Annotated in this window: 16 protein-coding genes; 12 read left to right on the top strand and 4 right to left on the bottom strand. The window is 38.3% G+C overall.

The window, feature by feature from the left end; genetic code table 11:
• The first annotated feature begins 195 nt into the window (after positions 1-195).
• From H4O18_RS11415 to H4O18_RS11380, 8 genes are all read left to right on the top strand, one after another.
• Positions 196-4293: an ATP-binding protein gene (locus tag H4O18_RS11415; RefSeq protein ID WP_187584648.1), complete on the top strand. Its 4098-nt coding sequence runs from the start codon at positions 196-198 to the stop codon at positions 4291-4293.
• A gap of 47 nt (positions 4294-4340) precedes the next feature.
• On the top strand, positions 4341-5738 hold the full coding sequence (locus tag H4O18_RS11410) for a DUF3472 domain-containing protein (protein WP_187584646.1): 1398 nt from the start codon (positions 4341-4343) through the stop codon (positions 5736-5738).
• A 195-nt stretch (positions 5739-5933) separates the two neighbouring features.
• The gene (locus H4O18_RS11405; protein ID WP_187584644.1) at positions 5934-7490 is read left to right on the top strand and encodes an arylsulfatase; all 1557 of its coding nucleotides are present in this window, start codon (positions 5934-5936) and stop codon (positions 7488-7490) included.
• Between the two features lie 69 nt (positions 7491-7559).
• The gene (locus tag H4O18_RS11400; protein ID WP_187584642.1) at positions 7560-9182 is read left to right on the top strand and encodes a beta-N-acetylhexosaminidase; all 1623 of its coding nucleotides are present in this window, start codon (positions 7560-7562) and stop codon (positions 9180-9182) included.
• Between the two features lie 13 nt (positions 9183-9195).
• Positions 9196-10155, top strand: coding sequence for a M28 family metallopeptidase (locus tag H4O18_RS11395; protein ID WP_187584640.1), 960 nt, complete (start codon positions 9196-9198; stop codon positions 10153-10155).
• Positions 10156-10200: 45 nt separating this feature from the next.
• The gene (locus H4O18_RS11390; protein WP_187584638.1) at positions 10201-11340 is read left to right on the top strand and encodes a formylglycine-generating enzyme family protein; all 1140 of its coding nucleotides are present in this window, start codon (positions 10201-10203) and stop codon (positions 11338-11340) included.
• 172 nt (positions 11341-11512) lie between these two features.
• Positions 11513-12643 (top strand): galactokinase, encoded by a 1131-nt coding sequence (gene galK / locus H4O18_RS11385; protein ID WP_187584636.1) that lies wholly within the window; start codon positions 11513-11515, stop codon positions 12641-12643.
• 5 nt (positions 12644-12648) lie between these two features.
• The gene (locus H4O18_RS11380; RefSeq protein ID WP_187584634.1) at positions 12649-13692 is read left to right on the top strand and encodes a UDP-glucose--hexose-1-phosphate uridylyltransferase; all 1044 of its coding nucleotides are present in this window, start codon (positions 12649-12651) and stop codon (positions 13690-13692) included.
• 64 nt (positions 13693-13756) lie between these two features.
• On the opposite strand, the gene H4O18_RS11375 is transcribed toward H4O18_RS11380, so the two are convergent.
• The 3 genes from H4O18_RS11375 to H4O18_RS11365 all read right to left on the bottom strand — a co-directional run bounded on the left by H4O18_RS11375 (position 13757) and on the right by H4O18_RS11365 (position 15399).
• Positions 13757-13972 (bottom strand): hypothetical protein, encoded by a 216-nt coding sequence (locus H4O18_RS11375; RefSeq protein WP_187584632.1) that lies wholly within the window; start codon positions 13970-13972, stop codon positions 13757-13759.
• 178 nt (positions 13973-14150) lie between these two features.
• Complete coding sequence (locus H4O18_RS11370; RefSeq protein WP_187584630.1) at positions 14151-14438, bottom strand: chaperone modulator CbpM; 288 nt, start codon at positions 14436-14438, stop codon at positions 14151-14153.
• A 67-nt stretch (positions 14439-14505) separates the two neighbouring features.
• Positions 14506-15399, bottom strand: coding sequence for a DnaJ C-terminal domain-containing protein (locus tag H4O18_RS11365; protein ID WP_187584628.1), 894 nt, complete (start codon positions 15397-15399; stop codon positions 14506-14508).
• A 337-nt stretch (positions 15400-15736) separates the two neighbouring features.
• Here H4O18_RS11365 and H4O18_RS11360 point away from each other — a divergent pair, with 337 nt between their 5' ends.
• Positions 15737-16585, top strand: a complete 849-nt coding sequence (locus H4O18_RS11360; RefSeq protein WP_187584626.1) for a universal stress protein — start codon at positions 15737-15739, stop codon at positions 16583-16585.
• Positions 16586-16780: 195 nt separating this feature from the next.
• A complete protein-coding gene (gene trxB / locus H4O18_RS11355; RefSeq protein ID WP_187584624.1) occupies positions 16781-17743 on the top strand; it encodes a thioredoxin-disulfide reductase in 963 nt (320 codons plus the stop codon).
• Between the two features lie 169 nt (positions 17744-17912).
• On the opposite strand, the gene H4O18_RS11350 is transcribed toward trxB, so the two are convergent.
• Positions 17913-18359, bottom strand: coding sequence for a hypothetical protein (locus H4O18_RS11350; protein ID WP_187584622.1), 447 nt, complete (start codon positions 18357-18359; stop codon positions 17913-17915).
• 235 nt (positions 18360-18594) lie between these two features.
• Here H4O18_RS11350 and H4O18_RS11345 point away from each other — a divergent pair, with 235 nt between their 5' ends.
• A complete protein-coding gene (locus tag H4O18_RS11345) occupies positions 18595-21717 on the top strand; it encodes a SusC/RagA family TonB-linked outer membrane protein (RefSeq protein WP_187584620.1) in 3123 nt (1040 codons plus the stop codon).
• An 11-nt stretch (positions 21718-21728) separates the two neighbouring features.
• Positions 21729-23210, top strand: coding sequence for a SusD/RagB family nutrient-binding outer membrane lipoprotein (locus H4O18_RS11340; RefSeq protein WP_187584618.1), 1482 nt, complete (start codon positions 21729-21731; stop codon positions 23208-23210).
• Positions 23211-23265: the final 55 nt, after the last annotated feature.

The following is a 23265-nucleotide window of genomic DNA, read 5'->3' as shown; positions in this document are numbered from 1 at the left end:
ATAGGTAGTGTCCGCAAATATTAAAATAGTGTTAAATATAAAAGTGTAATTTTTCTGCTTTGTAGGGGTAAAATTTTGGATTTTACGGCCATTTGTGATTATTTTCCACCTTTTTGAAGAAAATACCTCCTTTCGGTTGTAGTGAATAATAGGTACATTTGTTTGGAAGAAAAATGAGGGGTTTAACCCAATGAAATGCATTTGTTGAAAAAGGAATTTAATAGGAACAAAATATATGGCACGCTAGTTTTTGGGCTGTTTTTAGGTTCTTTTTTGTTTGGTCAACATTCCACCAATTTTATCCACCTTCCCTTTAAATTGGATAACCATAATATTAAGGTTACCCATTCCGTTCAGGACAGTCTTGGTTTTGTTTGGTTAGCGCACGCTGAAGGAATCTCCAAATACGACGGTTATAATTACGAATTCACGCCTAAAGATTTAATTTTTAAGGAGGATACTACTTCAGACGAGGTGAAGAAGATTTTTAGAGATGCCAAAGGGGTTATTTGGGCATTATCTATGAACGGACAAATTTCCTATTTGCAGAAAAATGGTAGGTTTTTATCTATTGATAATTCTATAAAGGATTTCCAAAAAGAATACAAGGTCAACATAATACATGAGGACAATGGAATTGTTTGGATGGCCACGAATAAGGGATCTATTTTTTCCTATGACCATAGTATAGGTGTTGTCGATAGTATTACAACTATACCTGCTAATTCTATAGGTTTAAACGAAGTTAATTCTTTGGTGGTTAGAAAATCCAATCAGCTCATTGTAAGTACATATAAGGGACCACACTATATTTTTTATTTGGAAACCAAGCTCTTGGAAAGATTGGAGGTGCCCTACGATTATACCTTGGCGGACAACAACCTCCTACTGTTGGACAAAAAAAATAGACTATGGATTGGTTCTTCTTATGCGGGCCACGGGCTAATGGTTTATGATTTTAGTAAAGAATCTTTTGTTCAGGACGAGATTATACAAGAACGATGGAGGGGGCAATTAAGTGAATTGTTCACTTCTATGTATTGTGATGTAAATGGAGTTATATGGTTGGGAACGGATGGGAACGGACTTTACCGTCTAGACCCGGAAACCGGTGATTTGGGAATTTATAAACACAATGATTTAAATGGATTTTCATTGAGCACCAATACCGTAATAGGTATAAATGAGGACTTAAAGAATAATTTATGGGTCCTCACCAATTATGGGGATATCAACATTCTTCGGAATAGGAATAGTCAGATAAATTACCATTCCGGTTCAGTTCAGGGCAGACCTGCAAGGGTGTTGTCTTCCTTTAAGGCAAAAGATGGTACTCTTTGGATAGGGACCGATGGGGACGGTATAACCAAGGTTTCGGCCAATGGTGAGGAAGAGCAATTTTTTAATAATACGCCAGGAAGCAAAGGATTCTATATCCACTCCATTAATGAGGATAGTGAGAGCAATGTATTGGTAGCGACCTATAAGAACGGATTATGGAAGTACAATACGCGAAGCCATAAATTTTCTAAAGTTCCCCTAAGGAATTCCAAAAACAATATGGTGATGGATGTCCGATTTATTTTTAAGGATTCCAAACACAGATTATGGGTCACAACAGACCTGGGGATATATTTATTTTCGGAACGAAACACTTTATTGGCCCATTTTGAAAATGATAATGCAGGCTTATTCGGTGGAATTTCCCAGTCCGTTGTAGAGGATTCCTCTGGGACAGTCTGGCTCGCATATAACGGGGGTGGATTATTTAGGTTTAATGAAAATATTGATAATATATTAAAATCCAATTTCACTCGGTATCTGCATGTTGATAACCAACTTATCCCCAATAAAAATTATCACATTTGGTCTATGGCTGCAAGTGGAGATGAAGTTTTATGGCTGGTTTTGGTAAATGGTGATTTGATCAAGTTTAATATTTCCAAACAGCAATTTGAACCCGTAAAAATAAAAGGAACTTATGAAAATACCACTTTTAGGTCCGTACTATTGGAAAACAAGGATAATTTATGGCTGGGTTCAACCAATGGTATCTGGCATTTAAATGTAAGGGATTCAATATCAAGGGTTTTTCAGAAAAGTGACGGGTTACAGGATGATTCCTTTATGCAAAGAAGTGCTCATAACGGGACAGATGGGAATTTTTATTTTGGGGGGTTAAATGGGGTGAATTACTTTAAACCCAATCATATAAAAAAGGAAGAATCGGTAGCAAAATTATTTATTGAGGATATAGACATATTAAATCAACCTTCTATTTCGGTTATTCCGGAACAAATTAAAGAAGGGGTAGAAAGGATAGATGTATTGAAACTGGATCATGACCAATCCTCATTTTTCTTTCGATTTTTAGCTATAGACAATGTACTTTTTTCCAATTACAACTATGCATATCGGCTTAGAGGTTTTAATGATAATTGGATTTTATCAGAAAAGGAACGTTTGGCTACCTATACCAATATACCTCCGGGGAGATATGTTTTCGAAGTAAAGGCCAGTTCTGGGAATGGGGAATGGGACATTGAACAAAAATCGGTAGCCATTACCATACTACAGCCATTTTGGAAATCTTCATTGGCTAAAGTTTTTTATACTTTATTGTTCATTGGCCTGCTATACGGTATCGTAATTTGGATACGACTTAGAAACAGAGTAATCGCCGATGAGCTGGAGCACAAGCATGAAAGGGAATTATATGCCTTAAAAATGAACTTTTTCGCGAAGATGTCCCATGAGATCCAAACACCTTTGACCTTGATTCTGATTCCGTTGGAAAATATGCTGGACAGGGCCACAAAAAGCGGTAATGTGCTATTGCAGCAGAGGCTTCGTTTAATTTCCAATAATGCCAACAGGTTATCACGAATTGTCTTTGAGCTAACCTCGTTGCGAGATAAGGAATTGGAGAAACTGGTATTACGCGCTTCAGAGCACAATATTATAGGCGATTTAAAGGAAATTACAAGTTCTTTTGAGGAGCAGGCCACTTTTAAGGGTATCAATTTTAAATGTAGCTACCCTAATGAAGAGCTTAAAATGTGGTACGACAAAGATAAAATGGAACATGTTTTCTTTAATCTGTTGTCCAATGCCTTCAAATTTACCCCCAAAGGAGGAGCAATAACTTTGGATGTTATAGTGGAAGATTGGGAAAGAAATGTAAAAATATCCGTAACCGATTCCGGTCCGGGAATCCCAAAGGAGGAGTTGGAGAATATTTTTCAACTGTTTTATCAGGCCGATTCAGGTAAACAGAAAGTAGGTACAGGAATAGGTCTAGCACTTACCAAAGAACTGATTGACTTACACAGCGGTAAAATAGATGTAAAATCGGACCCGATAAAAGGCACCTGTTTTAGTGTTAGATTTCCAATAGATGGAAATAGGAATGATAGCTTGCAAGGGGAATTAATGGTTGAGGATACTATAATTGAAGTTGAAGATGTTGACCATGAATTGAAGGAGGAAACCAATGGGAAAGGGTATCCCAAATTAGCCAAAACTATCCTAGTTGTAGAGGATAACTATGAACTGCAAATATCCCTTAAGGATATCTTTAGTGACTACTATAATGTTCTCTTGGCTGAAAATGGGGAAGAAGGCTATGCCTTAGCTCTGGAGCATAACCCAGATTTGATCATTAGTGATATTATGATGCCAAAAATGGACGGTATTGAAATGAGTGGCATGCTTCAAAAAAATGAACTCACTACCCATATTCCCATTATTTTACTTACCGCCAAAAAAACATCGAAAAATAAGATATTGGGGTTACGAACTGGTGCCCTGGAATATATTAGTAAACCATTTAACATAAACGAGCTCGTATTAAAGGTAAATAATATAATTACCCGTAGCGATCGGATTATTTTAAAGTATAAGAACGACTTAATAACTGCGCCAAAGAGTGGGTCAGGCAGGTCGCAAGATGAAGTTTTTCTGGAAAAGTTGGTTGGTCTTGTTGAGAATCAGATGAGCAACCCTGATTTTAAGCTGGAAGATTTGTCGAGCGAATTAAACATGAGTTATTCCGCGATTTACAGAAAATTTCAGGCCTTGACAGGAAAGAAAATTGTCGATTTTGTGAGGACTATGCGCCTAAAAAAGGCGGCTATTTTGATCTCCGATTGCAATTATTCCGTATCCGAGGCAGCATTTTTGGTAGGCTTCAACGACCCTAAATATTTTTCAAAATGTTTTAAAAAGGAATTTGGCAAAAATCCTAGAAAGTTAAAGGGGAGGGTAGATAGTATTGAAGTATCGGATTTATAGTGATTGGATTTAGGGATATAAAAATTGAAACAACCATAATAATTATAATGAAAGAAAAAACAAATATTGGAACTACCGTCTCAAATACATTTACCAAGATTGTTGCAACACCTTTTATTGGATATAAAAATAGTATTGTAATTACCTTGCTGCTATGTGTTTGGTCATGTACCACATTGTCCAAGCAAGATGTTCCGGAAGAAAATATTCAGGAAAAATTAATTTTTACCGAAGCAATAAATCCTGGGGGTAATAGTTGGGTAGTAAATAATGTGGAAGAAAATCAAGAGCTTATTTCCGATAAGGGGATACGCAATTGGAATGATGGGAATACTACTATTCGAACCTATTTTAAGACCGACCAAATTGGTTCATTGAATGTTGGACTAAAGCTTAAGGTGTCCACTGGCAACTCCAAACTAAAAGTCTCATTGGATGGAACGGTCAAAGAAGTTGAAGTTTCCAACAGGGATATTGAAATAGTGGAGGTGGGAACCTTTAAGATTAGCGAACCGGGGTACCATTTTTTGGAACTGCAAGGTTTGGAAAAAACAGGAAACACTTTTGCGGAAGTTAGTGAGGTACTAATTGGTGGGCAAGCAGCAAATGGCAGCCTTACCTACGTAAAGGAGGATTTTTATTGGGGAAGAAGGGGCCCATCGGTCCATTTGTCCTATACCACTCCGGCCAACACGGAAATTCTGTGGTTTTATAATGAAATAACGGTACCCGAAAATGAGGACGTAATAGGATCCTATTATATGGCCAATGGCTTTGGTGAAGGTTATTTTGGAATGCAAGTAAATTCGGAAACTGAAAGAAGAGTTCTTTTTTCCGCATGGAGTCCGTTCGAAACCCAAGACCCTAAAAATATCCCGGACGATTATAAAATAATTATGTTAGGAAAGGGGGAGGGAGTAACTACGGGCGAATTTGGGAATGAAGGTTCAGGTGGACAAAGTTATAAAGTGTTTAATTGGAAGGCCGGAAACACGTATAAATTTTTATTGAAAGGGGAGCCTTCGGTGAACAATTCAACGGATTATACGGCATATTTCTTTGACCCGGAAACTGATAAATGGAATTTGATTGCCGGTTTTAGAAGACCACATACCAGTACCTATTTAACCAGGCCACATTCATTTCTAGAGAATTTCCGGACCGAAGTGGGCCATTTATCCAGAATGGGGGAATATACCAATCAATGGATTTACGATACCAAGGGCAATTGGCACGAACTTACCAGTGCTAAATTTACGGCGGACGCCACGGCAAGAAAGGGATCAAGGGAAGATTATGCAGGGGGTGCCATTGGGAACAAATTTTTTATGAAGAACTGTGGTTTTTTTGATGAAAAAACTACAATGGACACTTTCCATGAAAGGACGGCCAACGGAATAGCTCCGGATATAGAATTTTCATTATTGGAAAAACCAATGCAATAGAAATTTAATGATTTGGAAATGTGTTATTTTGAAAATTGGTAAATAAGCTAAAGGGAATGGAAAGCGAGGAATAGATAATAAAATAATATTGATTGCTCAGAGCCATAAGCCTTAAAAAAAGAGAAAAGAAAATAGAATCAAGACTTTAGTTATTAGATAAAAAAGGCGCCAAGCCACAAACCAGAAAAAACTGTTATGAATAAATTAATTGCTCTAATTTTAATTCCATTTGCCTTATTAAGCTGTAAGGATGAAGCTAAAAAAGATGTTAGTAGTACTCCATCAGTAAAACCAAATATCATCTACATTTTGGCCGATGATCTGGGGTACGCCGAATTGGGTGCCTACGGACAGGAAAAAATAGAAACCCCTAATATAGACGCCCTGGCAAAGGAGGGTATGTTGTTTACCCAGCACTATACCAGTGCCCCTGTTTGCGCCCCAGCACGTTACATGTTGCTTACCGGGACACATTCTGGACATGCCTATATTCGAGGCAATGAAGAATGGGGAGAACGGGGTGAGGTTTGGAATTACAAAGCAATGGCCAAGGATTCCGTTTTGGAAGGACAACGACCTATGCCGGATAGTACCATGACAATTGCTAAAAAGCTGAAAGGAGTTGGATATAACACGGCCATATTTGGGAAATGGGGACTTGGAGCACCTCATACCCAATCCATTCCTACAAAAATGGGCTTTGATTATTTTTTCGGGTATAACTGCCAACGACAAGCCCACACCTACTACCCGTTGCATCTTTATAAAAATGAAAATAGAGTGCATTTGAATAATGATACCATTGCACCTAATACTAAATTGGCCAAAGGGGCGGATATAAATGAACCAGAAAGTTATGCACCCTTTACCTTGAACGATTATGCGCCCGATCTTATGTTTGAGGAGCTAAAAGGGTTTGTAGATAGGAACAAGGAAAAACCATTTTTTATTTATTGGGCTACCCCAATTCCACATGCGGCTATCCAAGCTCCCCAAAAATGGGTAGACTATTATAAGAACAAGTTTGGGAAAGAAGAACCATATTTGGGAGAAAGAGGTTATTTCCCACATCAAAATCCCCATGCCGGTTACGCTGCCATGGTTTCCTATTTGGATGAAAATGTAGGCAAATTAGTAGCGAAGTTGAAGGCCGACGGTCTATACGAAAACACCTTGATTATTTTTACCTCGGACAATGGTCCTACTTTTAATGGAGGTTCGGACTCGCCATGGTTTGATAGTGCCAAACCTTTTAGGAGCGAGCAGGGGCGAGGAAAGGGATTTGTATACGAAGGTGGAATTCGGGTGCCCATGATAGCTTCATGGCCCGGAAACATAAAGCCTGGAACCACAACCGATCATATTTCCGTACACTATGATGTTATGGCCACATTGGCTGATGTAGCAGGTTATGAAAAACCAGGTTATACCGATGGAGTAAGTTTTCTACCTACCTTGCTTTCTAGGGAGGATCAAAAGGATCACGACTTCCTGTATTGGGAGTTTCCAGAATATGGGGGGCAATTGGCCATCCGAATGGGCGATTGGAAAGTGGTGAAATCCCATTTGAAGGACAAAAAAAATGAACCAAAACTGGAATTATTCAACCTGAAGAAAGATTTAAAAGAAACTACAAACGTCGCGGATCAACATCCAGAGATTCTGGAGAGAGCTGCCAAAATATTAAAAAGTCAGCATACGGAACCCACTATTGAAAAGTTTAGGATTCCGGCCCTTAGTGAAGGTCTGTGAAGAAATGGAATTATATTATCTGCAAAGAACTTCCTGTTAAATGATTTTAAATAGCAATTATTGAAAAAAATGAAGAACATTAGAATTGTTTTGCCTTTGGTTTTATTTTGGGCTATATCTAGTATCGGACAAAACACTGGAATAATTCCACAACCTTTGAGTGTGGATTTGAAAGAAGGGAAGTATATTATTACTTCCAATACGCCTATAATAGCTGACAGTCCCAACCAACAAAATGCAAGCTATCTACAAGAATTATTGAAAGTTGAATATCAGAAAGAACTGAAAATCAAAAGAAAAGGGGGAAAAGGAATCATCCTTACCCTCGACCCTGGATTAGCCCAGAAATTAGGGGAAGAGGGATATGTCTTAAAGGTTGCTAATAGTGCCATATCAATTTCAGCTGGAACATCTACTGGAGTTTTTTATGGTATAATGTCCCTTAGGCAGTTAATTGGGGAGGATAGTGATAATGGGAACCTTTCAATTTCCGGGATCAGCATCGAAGATGGTCCAAGATTTAGCTGGCGTGCATTTATGTTGGATGAAAGTCGATATTTTAAAGGGACTGAACAGGTAAAAAAACTATTAGATCAGATGGCACTTCTAAAAATGAATGTGTTCCACTGGCATTTGACCGATGATCAAGGATGGCGATTGGAAATAAAAAAGTATCCCAAATTGACGGAAATTGGATCTTTCAGGAACAATTCCCAAATAGGGGGTTGGGATAGCGCAGAAAGGTCTAACACCCCTCATTCCGGATATTATACCCAGGAAGAGATTAAGGATATTATTGCATACGCCAACGAAAGACAAATTACTATTATTCCTGAAATCGAAATGCCCGGTCATGCATCTGCAGCTATTGCCGCATATCCTTGGTTGGGAACTATTGGGGAAATCAAGGAGGTACCTACCGTTTTTGGGAAGCTCCCAGATTCTTTTAATGTGTCCGATCCACGGGTGTACGAGTTTCTTGAAAATGTACTTTCAGAGGTTATGGAATTATTTCCTAGTAATATAATCCATATTGGCGGTGATGAAGTAAAATTTGATGCATGGAAATCTTCAGTGGAAATTCAAAATTTCATTAAAGAAAACGGATTGACATCTCCAGCTGACTTGCATATTTTTTTCACAAACAAAATCTCGAATTATTTAAATCAGAATGGGCACCGAATGATGGGCTGGAATGAAATTCTTGGAGAAAATGTACATGAATGGCAGGAAGCTACGGACATGGAGGTCAAAAAAAGCTTAGCCAAAAATACCTTGGTCCATTTTTGGAAAGGGAATTTGGATTTGATATCTAAAGCGGTTCACGACGGATATGATATAGTAAATTCATATCATGAATATACCTATTTGGACTATTCCTATAAATCTATCCCATTGGAAAAGTCCTATAGTTTTGACCCCATTCCTGAAGGATTGGAAGAAAGATTTCACGACAAAGTTATTGGGAGCGGGTGCCAAATGTGGGGAGAATGGATTCCTGAAGCCATTGACATGGACAAAATGGTTTTTCCTAGGTTGGCCGCTTATGCAGAAGTGGGTTGGACATCCAAAACTAGAAAAGATTATAGTGTTTTCCGTTCCAATTTAGACCGATTGTTGATTAGATGGAGAGGTCAGGGCATAAGTTTGCCGATGAATTTTGAAAAGGCAAAATTTGAAGAAAAGAAGTAAAGAACATCGATATATGAAATTAATTATTGCAATTTTCTTGTTGGGCAGTTGGTTCAATATTTGCATCGCACAGGAAGATATTACTACCGATGAACTGAAAGAACATATTACCTATTTAACCTCTGATAAAAATTCAGGTCGTTATCCTGGAGGAAAGGTCAATAAAAGGATTGTAAACTATATTAAAAAGGATTTTAAGGGATCCAATATTCCTTCCTATTTGAAATCTTATAAACAACCTTTTATGGCCCAATTAAGGGTAAAGAAAGGGCTGATGCCCAAAAAGGAAGCTAAAACTTGGAATGTTATAGGTGTTATTGTAGGAAATGACCCCAATTTAAAGAATGAATATATTGTACTTGGAGCCCATTACGACCATTTAGGTATGGGTGGTGGCCCCTCCTCAAAATCCGAAAGGATAGACATCCATCATGGTGCGGACGACAATGCAAGTGGCACTTCGGCCCTATTGGAAATAGGGGAGAAATTATGGGCGCATAGGGCAGAGTTAAAAAGAAGTGTTTTGTTGGTTGCCTTTGGAGCCGAGGAACAAGGGCTATTGGGCAGTAAATATTTTGCCGATAATCCGGTTGTACCCTTATCTAACATCAAACTAATGATAAATATGGATATGGTAGGCAGGTTAAACGAAGCCAAACAGGTTTATATGGGGGGAGCGGGAACCTTTCCTGGGGGAGTGGAATTGATGAAGGAATTGGGACCGCCTTTGGGGCTGTCACCTGTAATTCATGCAGGTTCGGTGGGAGGTTCAGACCATGTCTCTTTCTATAAAAAGAATATTTCTGTTCTAGGTATCCATACTGGTGGTCATCCACAGTATCACACCCCCGAAGATACGGTAGACCTTATTAATTTTGAAGGTCAGAAACAAGTCTGCGACTATATATACAATGCGATTATGAAAGTGGCTTCAACCACTTATGATATGAAATTTATTCCACAAGGGGAATAGAATGATTTTCGTTCTTTACATTTGCAGAATCATAAATAAATTAGAATGCAATATTATAAGCTATTAAGTGCCCTTCTTTTAGTGGGATTGTTGATTCAGTGTAAGGAGGAAAAAAAGTCATCCGACGAAAAAGACGTTAATGCCCCCATGTCGGAGGTCGTGGAATCCAAAATTGATACTACCCCCATTTTGGTTGAAAAACCGGAAAATATAAAGGCTCCGGAAGGAATGGTGTGGATCCCGGGAGGGGAGTTTATACAGGGTGCAGTACCCCAGGATAAAATGGCCATGGATCATGAAAAGCCGGCCCACAAGGTAAAGGTCGATGGTTTTTTTATGGATATTACAGAGGTAACCAATGCACAATTTGCAAAATTCGTAAAGGAAACAGGATATATTACTATTGCTGAGCGCGCCATAGATTGGGAGGAAATGAAAACCCAAGTTCCTGAAGGAACGCCTAAACCGCACGATTCAATTTTACAACCTGGCTCATTAACGTTTAAGAAGACTAAGACCTCGGTTCCCAACCTTTATGACTTTTCTCAATGGTGGAACTGGACCATTGGAGCTAACTGGAAGCAACCTAATGGCCCAGGAAGTTCTATTAAAGGCAAAGATAACGACCCAGTTGTCCAAGTGGCCTATGAAGATGCCTTGGCATATTGCCAATGGGCAGGTAGAAGATTGCCCACAGAGGCAGAATGGGAAAGAGCCGCAAGGGGCAATAAGCCGGAAAGTATATACTTTTGGGGAGATGACGATACTGTTTTGTCGCAAATGGCTAATACATGGGAAGGAGAATTTCCTGTTAATAATAGTAAAGCGGACGGTTTTGAACAACGCGCAAGGGTAAAATCGTACCCTCCAAACGATTTTGGACTATATGATATGGCCGGTAATGTTTGGGAATGGACCAGTGATTGGTACAATACCAATTATTATAACGAATTAAATGCAATAAACGGTCCTGTTGTAAATCCTCAGGGGGCAACCAATCCTTATAATCCAAATATGCCCTATGCAAGGGAGAAGGTAATGAGAGGCGGTTCTTTTCTTTGCAATGCTTCTTATTGCGCCAGTTATAGGATATCCTCTAGAATGGCTTCCAGTCTGGATTCCTCATTGGAGCATTTAGGATTTAGGACCGTAGCAACGGTATCTATGCTTAAAGAAGATAAATAATACTTATTTTTACTGTTTCTCATACAATCCTCTAGGCTTTTGTCTGGAGGATTTTTTTTTGTCATAATTTTCCAGTTTTACCATGAAAGTAATAGGCCTCGCTTTATAAATGTAAATTTTACGTTTATAAGGAATTTTTGCTATATTTGTGATCTTAATAACATTTTTATTTATGATTTTTCCAGAAAAATTTATCCCAGAGCTTGTTATTGAATCCCCAGGAAGGATCAATTTAATAGGGGAGCATACGGACTATAACCTTGGTTATGTATTGCCTACGGCCATTGAAAAAAAAATAACCTTTAAATTCAAAAAGAATAATTCCAAAACGGAGTGTAATCTTTATAGTTTGGGATACAATACTGGTTTTACCCTGTCTTTGGATAAAATAGCCAAAAGCAATGTAGAATGGGAAAATTATATTCTTGGTGTTTTAAATGAGATATTATTAAGGACCGATAAATTAAGGGGTTTTGACTGTACCATTGAAAGTAAATTGCCAATGGGTTCCGGTCTAAGTTCTTCTGCGGCCTTGGAATGTGGACTGGCTTACGGTCTTAATGAACTGTTTGATCTTGGGCTCTCCAAAATGGATATTGTGCTGCTTTCGCAAAAAGCGGAACATACCTATGTAGGAACGCAATGTGGTATTATGGATCAATTTGCTTCTGTAATGAGCGAAAAAGGGCACGTGATCTTATTGGATTGCCAGTCTTTGGAACATCAACAAATTCCTATCCAAATAGATCCATATAAAATGATAATGCTCAATACCAAAGTCTCACATAATTTGGCATCCAGCGAATACAATACCAGAAAAAAAGAATGTGAAGAGGGTGTTGCAATTCTACAAGGACATTATCCAGAAGTAACTTCCTTGAGAAACGCCAATAACGAAATGCTGGAAGTTTGTAAAAATGAAATGGGTGCCACTATTTATAAAAGATGTTCTTTTATCATCAATGAAAATGAAAGGGTATTAACAACGGCAAAGGCATTGAAGGACAATGATTTAAAACTATTTGGTGAGTTGTTATATGAGGCTCACGACGGAATTAGTAAATCTTACGAAGTGAGCTGTCCGGAATCGGATTTCTTGGTCGATTTTTCCAAGCAATACGATGCCGTGTTGGGAGCAAGACAAACAGGTGGTGGATTTGGAGGTTGTACCTTAAATATAGTACATCAGGACAAGGTAGATGATTTTGTGGAAGCGGCCACCAAGGCATACAAAGCAGCTTTCAATATAGAATTGGACGCATTTGAGGTAAAACCCAGTGCAGGAACCTACATACAAAATTAATCGTAATGGCAAATAATTTTAATAACAATCCACATAGAAGGTTAAATATCCTAACAGGAGAATGGATTTTGGTATCTCCACATAGAACCAAAAGACCATGGCAGGGAAAGACCGAAAAAAGTGCTACTACGGACCTGCCCGAGTATGACCCTTCCTGTTACCTCTGTCCGACCAATGAAAGGATGGGAGGGGAGTTTAATCCCGGTTACGATAAGCCTTATTCTTTTGTCAACGACTTCTCGGCCCTACTACCGGATGTTGAAGAAGAGACATACGAAAATGGTCTGCTATATGCAGAAGCCGAATCCGGTATTTGCAAGGTAGTTTGTTTTTCCCCTAACCATGCCCTTACCTTACCATTAATGTCCGTATCGGATATTACAGAGATAATTTCACTTTGGCAGAAAGAATATATAGAATTGGGGAGTAATGAAGCCATCAATCACGTTCAGATTTTCGAAAATAAAGGTGGTATAATGGGGTGTAGTAACCCCCATCCACATGGGCAAATTTGGGCCCAAAATAAAATACCGCAGGAGGTACAAAAGAAAATTAGCAATTTAAAGGCTTATTGGGAAAAGAACAAAAGAAGCATTTTAGAGGATTATATTGAACAGGAATTGAAGTTGGATGAACGTATTATAGTCGAAAACGAGCATTTTGTAGCGCTGATTCCCTATTGGGCAGTATGGCCTTATGAGACTATGATCCTTCCTAAGAGAAAATTGGCACATATAGGTTTGCTTTCAGAAAGTGAAAAGCGTTCCTACGCTGAAATCCTGAAACAACTTACTATTAAATACGATAATATATTCAACACTTCTTTTCCTTATTCCGCAGGCATACATCAGGCACCAACAGATGGTATGGACCATCCGGAATGGCATTTTCATATGTCTTTTTATCCGCCGTTACTGCGATCGGCGACTATAAAAAAGTTTATGGTAGGTTACGAAATGTTTGCAAATCCACAACGCGACATTACGGCGGAACAAGCAGCAGAAACAATGAAGTCATTATCCAAAAGACATTATAGTCAGGAGGAATAACTTTCTCAAAGTTTAGACAAAAATAGACTATTGAACAGGTTCAACGGTTTTAGTACCAATGGATTTAAAGGTAGGGAGTATTTTGAAATGAAAAGCCTACTCGGCCCAATTCTTTTTTTGCTTTGTCCAACACAAAAGGGTTGTTGTAGACAAGGGAGATTGTTTTGTTTATAATATCAATGTCCAAAATTCTCAAATCCAAAATCCGACTTAGATTTCTTGTTATTATGCTTTTATTTTCTTCAGAAATAAGTTGTTCTACTTTAATCAAGGTTGTCATGGAATCTTGTTTTTGGATTACTGATTTCAAAATTAGATATCCAACACTTCATGTAAAATGATTTAAATCAGTTGTGGTAATTGTTTTAAAATTATATCTTTTGAACGCTTAGGTATTTGGGAGAATTTATATTGCGTTAGTTAACGGATTGAAACTTACACCATTTTTGGAATTAGGCTTATTCATAGAGGTCCAGTCTGTTTTTTAGATGGGTAATTTCATCCTGCATTTTTTCAATTTTGTTGAGTAGTTGGGTAATAACGGCTATGCCTTCCAAATTAATGTCGAGGTCGGAATAGAGCCTAATTATTTTTTCGGCTTTTGGCAATTGCTGAATGGGGAGATAACGTACATCTTCTTTAACAACAAGGTCCACTAGTCCAAATTCATAAAGTTCCATTACAAAATGGGTTTCAATATTGTGACTTAAACAGAAGTCGGTAATTAATATATATTCCTTTTCCATAAGATTAAATTTGGGGGATAGGGAATCCTTAATGCCTCGGGGCCAGTTTCTCTATCCGTATACATTATTATTTTCTTAGCTCCGCCAGTTTCTTAAATAAATCTTTTTCCTTTTGCGTTAAATTGGTAGGGGTAACCAGGTTATAGGTAATATATAGATTTCCATAAACGTCATTTTTTTTATACACGGGGAAGCCTTTGCCTTTTAATTTAATTTTGGTGCCGTTCTGCGTTTCCGGTTTAACATTTAGTTTTACCTGTCCGTCAAAAGTATTCACCATTATTTCACCTCCCAATAATGCAGTATATAAGTCTAAGTTTACAGAAGTATACAGGTCGTTACCGTCCCGTTTAAAGGGTGTGTCATTTATGATTCCAAAGGTAATATACAGGTCGCCATTTGGCCCTCCTTGATGACCAGGTCCCCCATGTCCGGTAATCTTTATGGTTTGCCCATTTTCAATACCGGCAGGGACCGTAATTCTGATATTCTTACCATTTACAGTGAGGGTCTGCTTATGGGTCTTAAAAACATCCCTAAGATGTAATTTTAATTCCGCATTTAAATCCTGCCCTCGAAAACGTGTCTGTCCTCTCCCAGAAAAATTACCGGATCCTCCAAACATAGATTCGAAAAAATCCGAGAAATCATGTTCTCCATAATTTTGTGAAGAAGTTCTCCTGCCTCTACTTTGGCTGGAGCCCTGTGAGGATCGCGCCTTTTCAAACTCTTCTGCATGTTGCCAATCCTTTCCGTATTTATCATACTTTTTACGCTTTTCCGGGTCGCTCAATACCTCGTTGGCTTCATTAATTTCCTTAAATTTCTTTTCAGCCTCTTTATCGTTTGGATTAACATCAGGATGGTGTTTTCGGGCTAATTTCCGATACGCCTTTTTAATGTCGCTTTGGCTGGCACTTTTGTCCAAACCCAATATTTTGTAGTAGTCTATAAAATTCACCTGTCCGTTATTTTTACTTTACATTTTATTGCTTGTTCAACCAATCATATCAAAAGCATGTGCAATTGAAATACTTTCTTCTCCAATTCTGGAAATTTCAATTGGACCAATTGCATGGCGCAAAATTATTTAAATCCATCGTTGATTCAACTGATGAAAATCATATCTCGTTCCATATTATTCCTTAAATTTAATAGAAACTTACATAAATGCGCAATTGGAGAGTATCTTGATTAAGATAATCATTAATTCATTCCAAAGCGTATTTTAAGAATGTAGGGTATATAGGTTATAAACCTATGTTTCAATTTACTTTTTATAAACCAAAAATACACAGATGAAAAATATATTAATACCCACAGATTTTTCTGATAATGCCTACAGGGCAATTTCCTATGCGGTACGTTTGCTTAAGAGTGAGGATTGCACTTTTTATCTGCTACATACCTATACACCGGCCATATATCAGTCTGAGTATTTATTACATAGTCCTGGACAATTGGGATTGGGAGATATCTACCGGACCGATTCTGAAAAAAGATTGGAAGAGTTAAAATTGAAAATCGTTACAGATTATAATAACCCCAAACATAATTTTATAACCTATAGTGCCTTCAGTGTATTAATGGAGGCGATTGATGAACTTGTGGAAAGTAAGAAAATAGACCTTATAATTATGGGGACCCAAGGAGCTACGGGTGCAAAGGAAATATTTTTGGGCAGTAGTACCGTACATACCATTAAAAGGGCTAAATGTCCAGTATTGGCCATCCCTTTTGATTATAATTTTGAAATTCCAAAAAACATCCTATTTCCAACGGACTACGAAATTGATTATAGTTTAACCTTACTCAAGGAAGTATTGTTTATTGCCGCCATTCATAAATCTACCATAGATATTATGCATGTCTGTACTAGTTATGAACTTAACGAGAAGGAGAAAACGAACAAGAATAAATTGGATCATTTACTTGTGGAAATTAAACATAAGTTTCATGAACTGCCAGATCAAGGAATCATTGATGCAATCAATAGTACTCAATCGGAGCAGCATGCCCAACTACTGGTAATGGTAAAGAATAAGCATAGTTTTCTCGAAAACCTCTTCTTAAAACCGGTCATAAACCAAATTGGTTTCCATACAAGTATACCATTTTTAGTTTTGCCCTATCAATTATTGGAATAGGTTGTCGGGCAACTACAAAGTATTCTCATTTAAGAAAAAATCCAATTTTACAACAAAAACCTAACATTAAGGCATATGGTGTAACAGCCCATAGTTTAAGCCTCTTCTTTTATAATAACTTTTTATAACTTTTGATGTAAGTTTTTTATTGAAAATCCTACTTTTGTTTTCTAATAAGTAATGAAGATTTTGATTATGGCAGAAAAAGTAGAACGTTTAAAAACGTTGATCATAGGTTCGGGACCTGCAGGCTATACTGCGGCAATATATGCGTCTAGGGCAGATTTAAAACCGGTTCTGTATACTGGAATGGAACCTGGGGGACAATTGACTACCACAACGGAGGTTGATAACTTTCCTGGTTATCCTGACGGGGTAGACGGACCCACGATGATGATGCAATTACAGAAACAGGCGGAAAGATTCGGTACCGAGGTACGTATTGGTATGGCTACAGCTGTTGATTTTAGTGATGAAGTTGGTGGCATACATAAGGTTACCATAGACGATAATAAGATTATTGAGGCAGAAACAGTAATTATTTCTACTGGGGCTACGGCAAAGTACTTGGGCATTCCTAGTGAACAAAAATTACGTGGTGGTGGAGTATCTGCATGTGCCGTCTGTGATGGATTCTTTTACAAAGGACAGGATGTCGCAATTGTTGGGGCAGGGGATACAGCTGCAGAAGAGGCCTCTTATTTGGCCAATATTTGTAGGAAGGTCACCATGTTGGTAAGAAGAGATGAAATGCGTGCTTCAAAAGCTATGCAACATAGGGTTAACAGCTTGGACAATATTGAAATCCGTTACAATACCGAAGTGGATACCGTTTTGGGCGATCAAGTAGTAGAGGGATTAAGAATGGTGAACAATGTAACCGGAGAAAAAGAGGATATTGCCATTACAGGATTGTTTATTGCCATTGGTCACAAACCAAATACGGATATTTTTAAAGGACAATTGGAAATGGATGAAACAGGGTATTTAATTACCCAAGGTAAATCTACCAAAACAAGTAGGCCCGGAGTATTTGCCAGTGGCGATGTTCAGGATAAAGAATATAGACAGGCAGTCACAGCTGCCGGTACAGGTTGTATGGCCGCCTTGGATGCAGAAAGATATTTGGCTACCATTGAAACCCATCAAGAAGCCTAGTCTAAAATCAATTATAGGGTATTACTCAATACTCACTGCGAAATTGGTTGAGGGGAAACAAAAACAATCTGTATATGGAATTATTATCCACGTACAGATTGTTTTTTATTTGGTACCATGAGTACCGTGTATTTAAGTTCCTTTTTTGAAATAGCTGTAAACTACAATATTAATTTAGACGCTTATAGTTCTCTGAATTAATGCGATTTCCATCGGCATCAGTAAAGATTTGGCTGTATTTGTCACCTTCCAATTGAAGTTCCATATGCCATTCCATATTTTCATTGGCAACTTTTCTCATAGATGATGACATGTATTCCAATTTTTCTGTCAAGGTACTATCTGTTGCTACATAAGAGCCGTACCCAAACCATTCAATGGAGTCTGTAGGAACATATCTTGTCCACATCACCTTTCCATTGTAATACATTTTAATTTGACGGTAGCCATCTGTTGGAGGTATGGTTTTAACCACATCGTTACCATCGTAATTGTTAAAGCTTACTAATTCCCACGTACCTTCAAGGGTATTGGGGTTTTGAATTTTTGTAGATGCAATTTGGGTGGCGGACACCAAAAAAAGCATCAAGAAAACTATTCCAAGTATTTTTTTCATGATTATAGTATTTATGATTTTAGATACTAATAAGTTACAACTTTTTTGGATTATTAACATATTAAACAAAGGTTATGTTAAAAAAGAATTCAATAAAAGAGGTTTTACGTCTTAATTCTGTGACAAATACACTTCAGAATAGGTTGATTTTTACAAAAATCACATTTCGAAGGCCCAATGTTTGATTTTTATGGTTTTTTTAAGATTTTAGCATAGATTAATTAAAAAAACAAATATGATACAAAAACTTTTATTGTTGTGTTTGTTCATGCTCACATGGCATGGCTATGCACAAAATGTTACCGGTAACGTTAAAGATGAAAGTGGGGCACCACTTCCAGGCGTTACCGTTTTGATTGTAGGAACCAACACAGGAACCACGACAGACTTTGATGGTAACTTTATCATTGCGGCCAATCAAGGTGACACATTGCGCTTCTCCTATTTAGGGATGAAATCTCAGGATGTTACTGTTAGGTCAAATTCCGAATTAAGTGTCGTTTTATTGGAAGATGCCAGTGCTTTGGACGAAGTAGTGGTAACGGCCTTTGGTGTTGAGAAAAAACAAAAATCTCTAGGCTATTCAGTTACCCAAGTTAACACTGAAGACTTAAACCTAGCAGGTCAATCGAACCCTATGGAGAGTTTGCAGGGTAGGGTTGCCGGGGTTCAAATCAACAGAACCTCTGGATCATCTGGTGGCGGAGTCGATATCTTGATAAGGGGTATAACTTCAGTAAATCCCAGTAGAAGCAATCAACCATTAATTGTTGTTGATGGAATTGCCTTGAACAACGATACCTTTTCTGGTGAAGTAAGACCTAGTGCAGGTTCCAATTCGCCAAATAGTTCCGAACAATTTGCCTTTTCCAATAGGGCCGGTGACATTAACCCTGAAGACATTGAAAGTTTCAACGTATTAAAAGGAGCTGCCGCAACTGCATTGTACGGTGTAAGGGCTTCTAACGGGGCAATCATTATCACAACAAAAAAAGGAAAACAAGGAAAGGCCAAAATAACATTGACGGCTTCAACAACCTTTAGGGATATACAAAAAACGCCTTCCTTACAAACTACCTATAGGGAAGGATTCAGCGGTGCTCCTAGGACGTTATATGATCCAAATTCTGAAACAGGGTTTAATAGGGTGCAAAATTCAACCTCTTTTTATAGCTGGGGTCCTAGATATTCAGATGATTCCTATACATTGTCCAACGGTACGGTGGTTGATTTGTCCAATGACCAATTTTACAGTCCATACGATATATTTAGAACTGGTTTTAATTCCCAGGTAAATTTTAGCCTAAGTGGGGCCAATGAGAAATTGGACTATTTCTTTTCTATGGGAAAGGATAATGAAGATGGGGTTCTGCCAAACACGGATTACGCCAAAAATAATTTTAGGTTAAAAGCAGGTTACAAGATTTCAGATCAATTAACACTAAATTCATCCATCGCATATACCAAATCCGGTGGACGTAGGGCCAACGGTGGAGATAAATCTGTTATGAGTGCATTGTCTTATTACTCTGGGACCTTTCCAATAAATGATTATCAGAATGCCGATGGTACAGAAAGGGATTATTCTTTTGGTATAATTGATAACCCTAGGTATTTAATGGAAACAAGTAGTTTAATCGATAACGTGAACAGATGGATAGGTAATGCCACATTAAATTGGAAACCTAAAGATTGGGTTAATGTAACCTATTCTGCCCAGATAGATAATTATTCGGATCAGCGTAACAGATATGTGGGACCGGATTTAGACGGAGGATCACAAGTAGGTGGGTTTGTATTGAATCAAAATATAAATTTTACCGGATTGGAATCGAACCTTTTGGTTGCCTTTACTAAGGATTGGTCGGACGATTTCACTACAGATCTTACAGTGGGACATCAGATTTCTGATTCAAAAAGGGATTATGCCCAGGCTAGGGGTGAAGGATTGAACGTACCCGGAATCAATGAAATTGGAAATACGATTAATTATTTTGTGGATAACAGTATTACACAATTGCGCAATGTGGGTGCATTTGGAGAACTGAAGTTAGGATATAAGGACAAATTATTCCTGACCGTAACAGGTAGAAATGACTGGTTATCTACCTTACCCAAAGAAAATCGTTCGTTCTTTTATCCATCTGCAAGTTTGGCATATGATGTTTCCGATGTATTTGGTGATAATGATGTCTTTACTTTTGGTAAACTTAGGGCATCCTGGGCCGAGGTTGGAAAGGGTCCCGGATTTGGTGATGTAGGCCAGTATTTTGTTGTTGATGGGGATTTTCCTTTTGGTGGTGCCGGAGGATATAGAAGAAGTACCTTATTGGGAGATTTGGAGATAGTTCCGGAACGTAACCAATCAACAGAATTTGGTGCCGACCTTAGGTTTATGAAAGATAGGATTAGGTTGGATTATGCCTATTATAAAACTCGTGTTAAGGATCAAATATTTACAGTTGGAACCGCATATTCTTCAGGACTCTCAGGAATCACAAGGAATGCTGGCGATTATGAGGTTTTTGGACACGAATTGTTGGTTAGTGCCGATATCATTAGAAGTAATGATTTTAGGTGGGAGTTGATTTTAAATTGGTCTACCAGCGAAGGGAAAGTACTGGAAATCCCAGAGGATATTGAATCTATTATTTTTGCGGATTCAGGGTTTGCCGGAATAACTTCCGAAATCAGAGCTGGAGACAAAATGGGGAATCTTTACGGATATAAATGGAAATATGAAGATGGTCAGCGGTATTTGGATGCCGATGGTTTTCCGGAAATTGTAACTGATGAAAGGGTGAAGGTAGGTAATGCCTTTCCAGACTTTATATCATCCTTGGGAAGTAATTTCAAATGGAAGGGACTTGGGTTTAATTTCTTGGTGGAATATAAGGAAGGTGGAGATCTGTATGATTCAGGGCTTAGAAATTCTATTAGAAATGGTAATCCTTTGAGTACTTTGGTCAGGGATGAAGAAGTGGTGTTGTCGGGAGTAATGGACAACGGAAGCGGCGGATTCACAACCAATACTACCCCAGCTTTAATTGATCAAGATTACTATAGAAATTCTAACGTCTACAATAGGGCTTCTGAAATATTGGTTCAGGATGCTTCCTGGGTTAAACTTCGTAATGTTAGTGTAAGCTATGATTTGGACAGTAAATTTATAAGGGATTTGAATATGGAGAAAGTAAGCCTGTCCGTTAGTGCCGGGAATATACTCTTATGGACTCCGTTTGATGGTTATGACCCTGAAGGGAACCAGTATAGTGCTGGTAGCAATGTTTACGGCTTTACAGGACTTAGTGTACCTGTGAGCCAAAGCTACTCTTTCGGTCTAAATATTTCATTCTAAATATGATAAACATGAAAAACAATATAATAAAAACTGGAATTTTATCACTGTTATTGGTTGCACAGATTTCGTGTAGTGATGATTATTTTGATGTAAATACCCCTTCCAATACAGCAACTTTGGAAGAGTTAAGGATGCAGGATTTAATGGCGCCGGTAATACATAGTACCATGGAGGGTCAGCGTTCTGCTGAATTGGCATTTGGGAATTATGTGCAGAACTTTGTTTCTACAGGTGGAGGAGCTGCTGGACAGACGGAGGCCAGTGGATTATGGAGTCAGGTTTACCTTTATATATTGCCGAATCTTAAAGCAATCAAGGAAAAGGCTGCAGAGACAAATGCCACACATATTGGAGCTATTTCGGATATTCTTATTGCAATAAATCTTGGAATAGCAACGGATACCTGGGATAATATACCCTATTCGAATGCTACTGATGGCCCTGACAACAATTTCCCTACTTTCGATACCCAAGAATCGATTTATGCGGAAATATTCACGCTGTTAAATTCGGCGATCACTGCCTTGGAAGGTCCGGATAACTCTGGCTTTAATTTAGGGAGCTCGGACCTTATCTACGGGGGAGACTCGGATCAATGGTTAAGGGCAGCTTACTCTATAAAAGCAAGATATCAGTTGCATTTGGTAAATAAGGGTACCGTTACGGCCAATGAAGTCTTGGCCTCGATTGCAAATGGTTTCACCTCAAACGATGATAATTTTGAAATGTTCTACAATGAGAAAAACATCAACCCTTGGTATTCTGTCGAAGTACTTGCAAGGTCTACAGGTAACCTTAGCAATGATATAGCCAGCCAGCTGGTAAGTTCCATGAACGGGGATTACTATCCTTTTGAAAGTGCTGCGCTTAGCATTGATCCAAGACTGCCCCTTTTCGCAGAAAACGGGGATGAAGCTGAATGGAAAGGTTTTGTTAGTGGCGGAGAAGGGCAGTCCCCGGACGGTAGTGATGCCAATACCCGATTTAAGACAGATGGTTATTATACTAGTGTAGATTCACCTTTAATGTTGATCAGTTATGCCGAAGCCAAATTTATTGAGGCAGAGGCCGCCTTTTTGGCCAATGGTGGCAATACAACCAGTATAGGGTCTACTACAGAGGCATATACGGCTTATGTGGAAGGTATCCAGGCCAGTATGGATATGTATGATGTTGATGGAACCGATTATTTAGCCGACGGTGCCATTGCAGTTGGAGAAGCAGGTTTAATGTTGCATCATATCATGAAGGAAAAATACATCCATAACTTTTTGAATCCTGAAACTTTTGTGGATTATAGAAGATATGATTTTTCCAATGATGTATTTACCGGTCTGCAAATCAGGTTGGATGAATCAAGTAACGACAGCGAGTATTTTGGACAGTGGTTTAGGAGGGCCATATATCCCTCAACCGAATTGAGCCGAAATGAGGCCAATGTTTTGGCAAATCAACAATCTCCTGTTACCCCAGTATGGTGGGATAATTAGTAATTAATAGAGAACTATTAAAACAACGGCCATCCTTTTTTGGATGGCCGTTTCT

It is taken from the genome of Arenibacter arenosicollis (assembly GCF_014397245.1).
In the GTDB taxonomy this organism is placed as follows: Bacteria; Bacteroidota; Bacteroidia; order Flavobacteriales; family Flavobacteriaceae; genus Arenibacter; species Arenibacter arenosicollis.
Note: the sequence above shows the minus strand (reverse complement) of the source record. Positions and strands in the feature narration are given on the sequence as shown.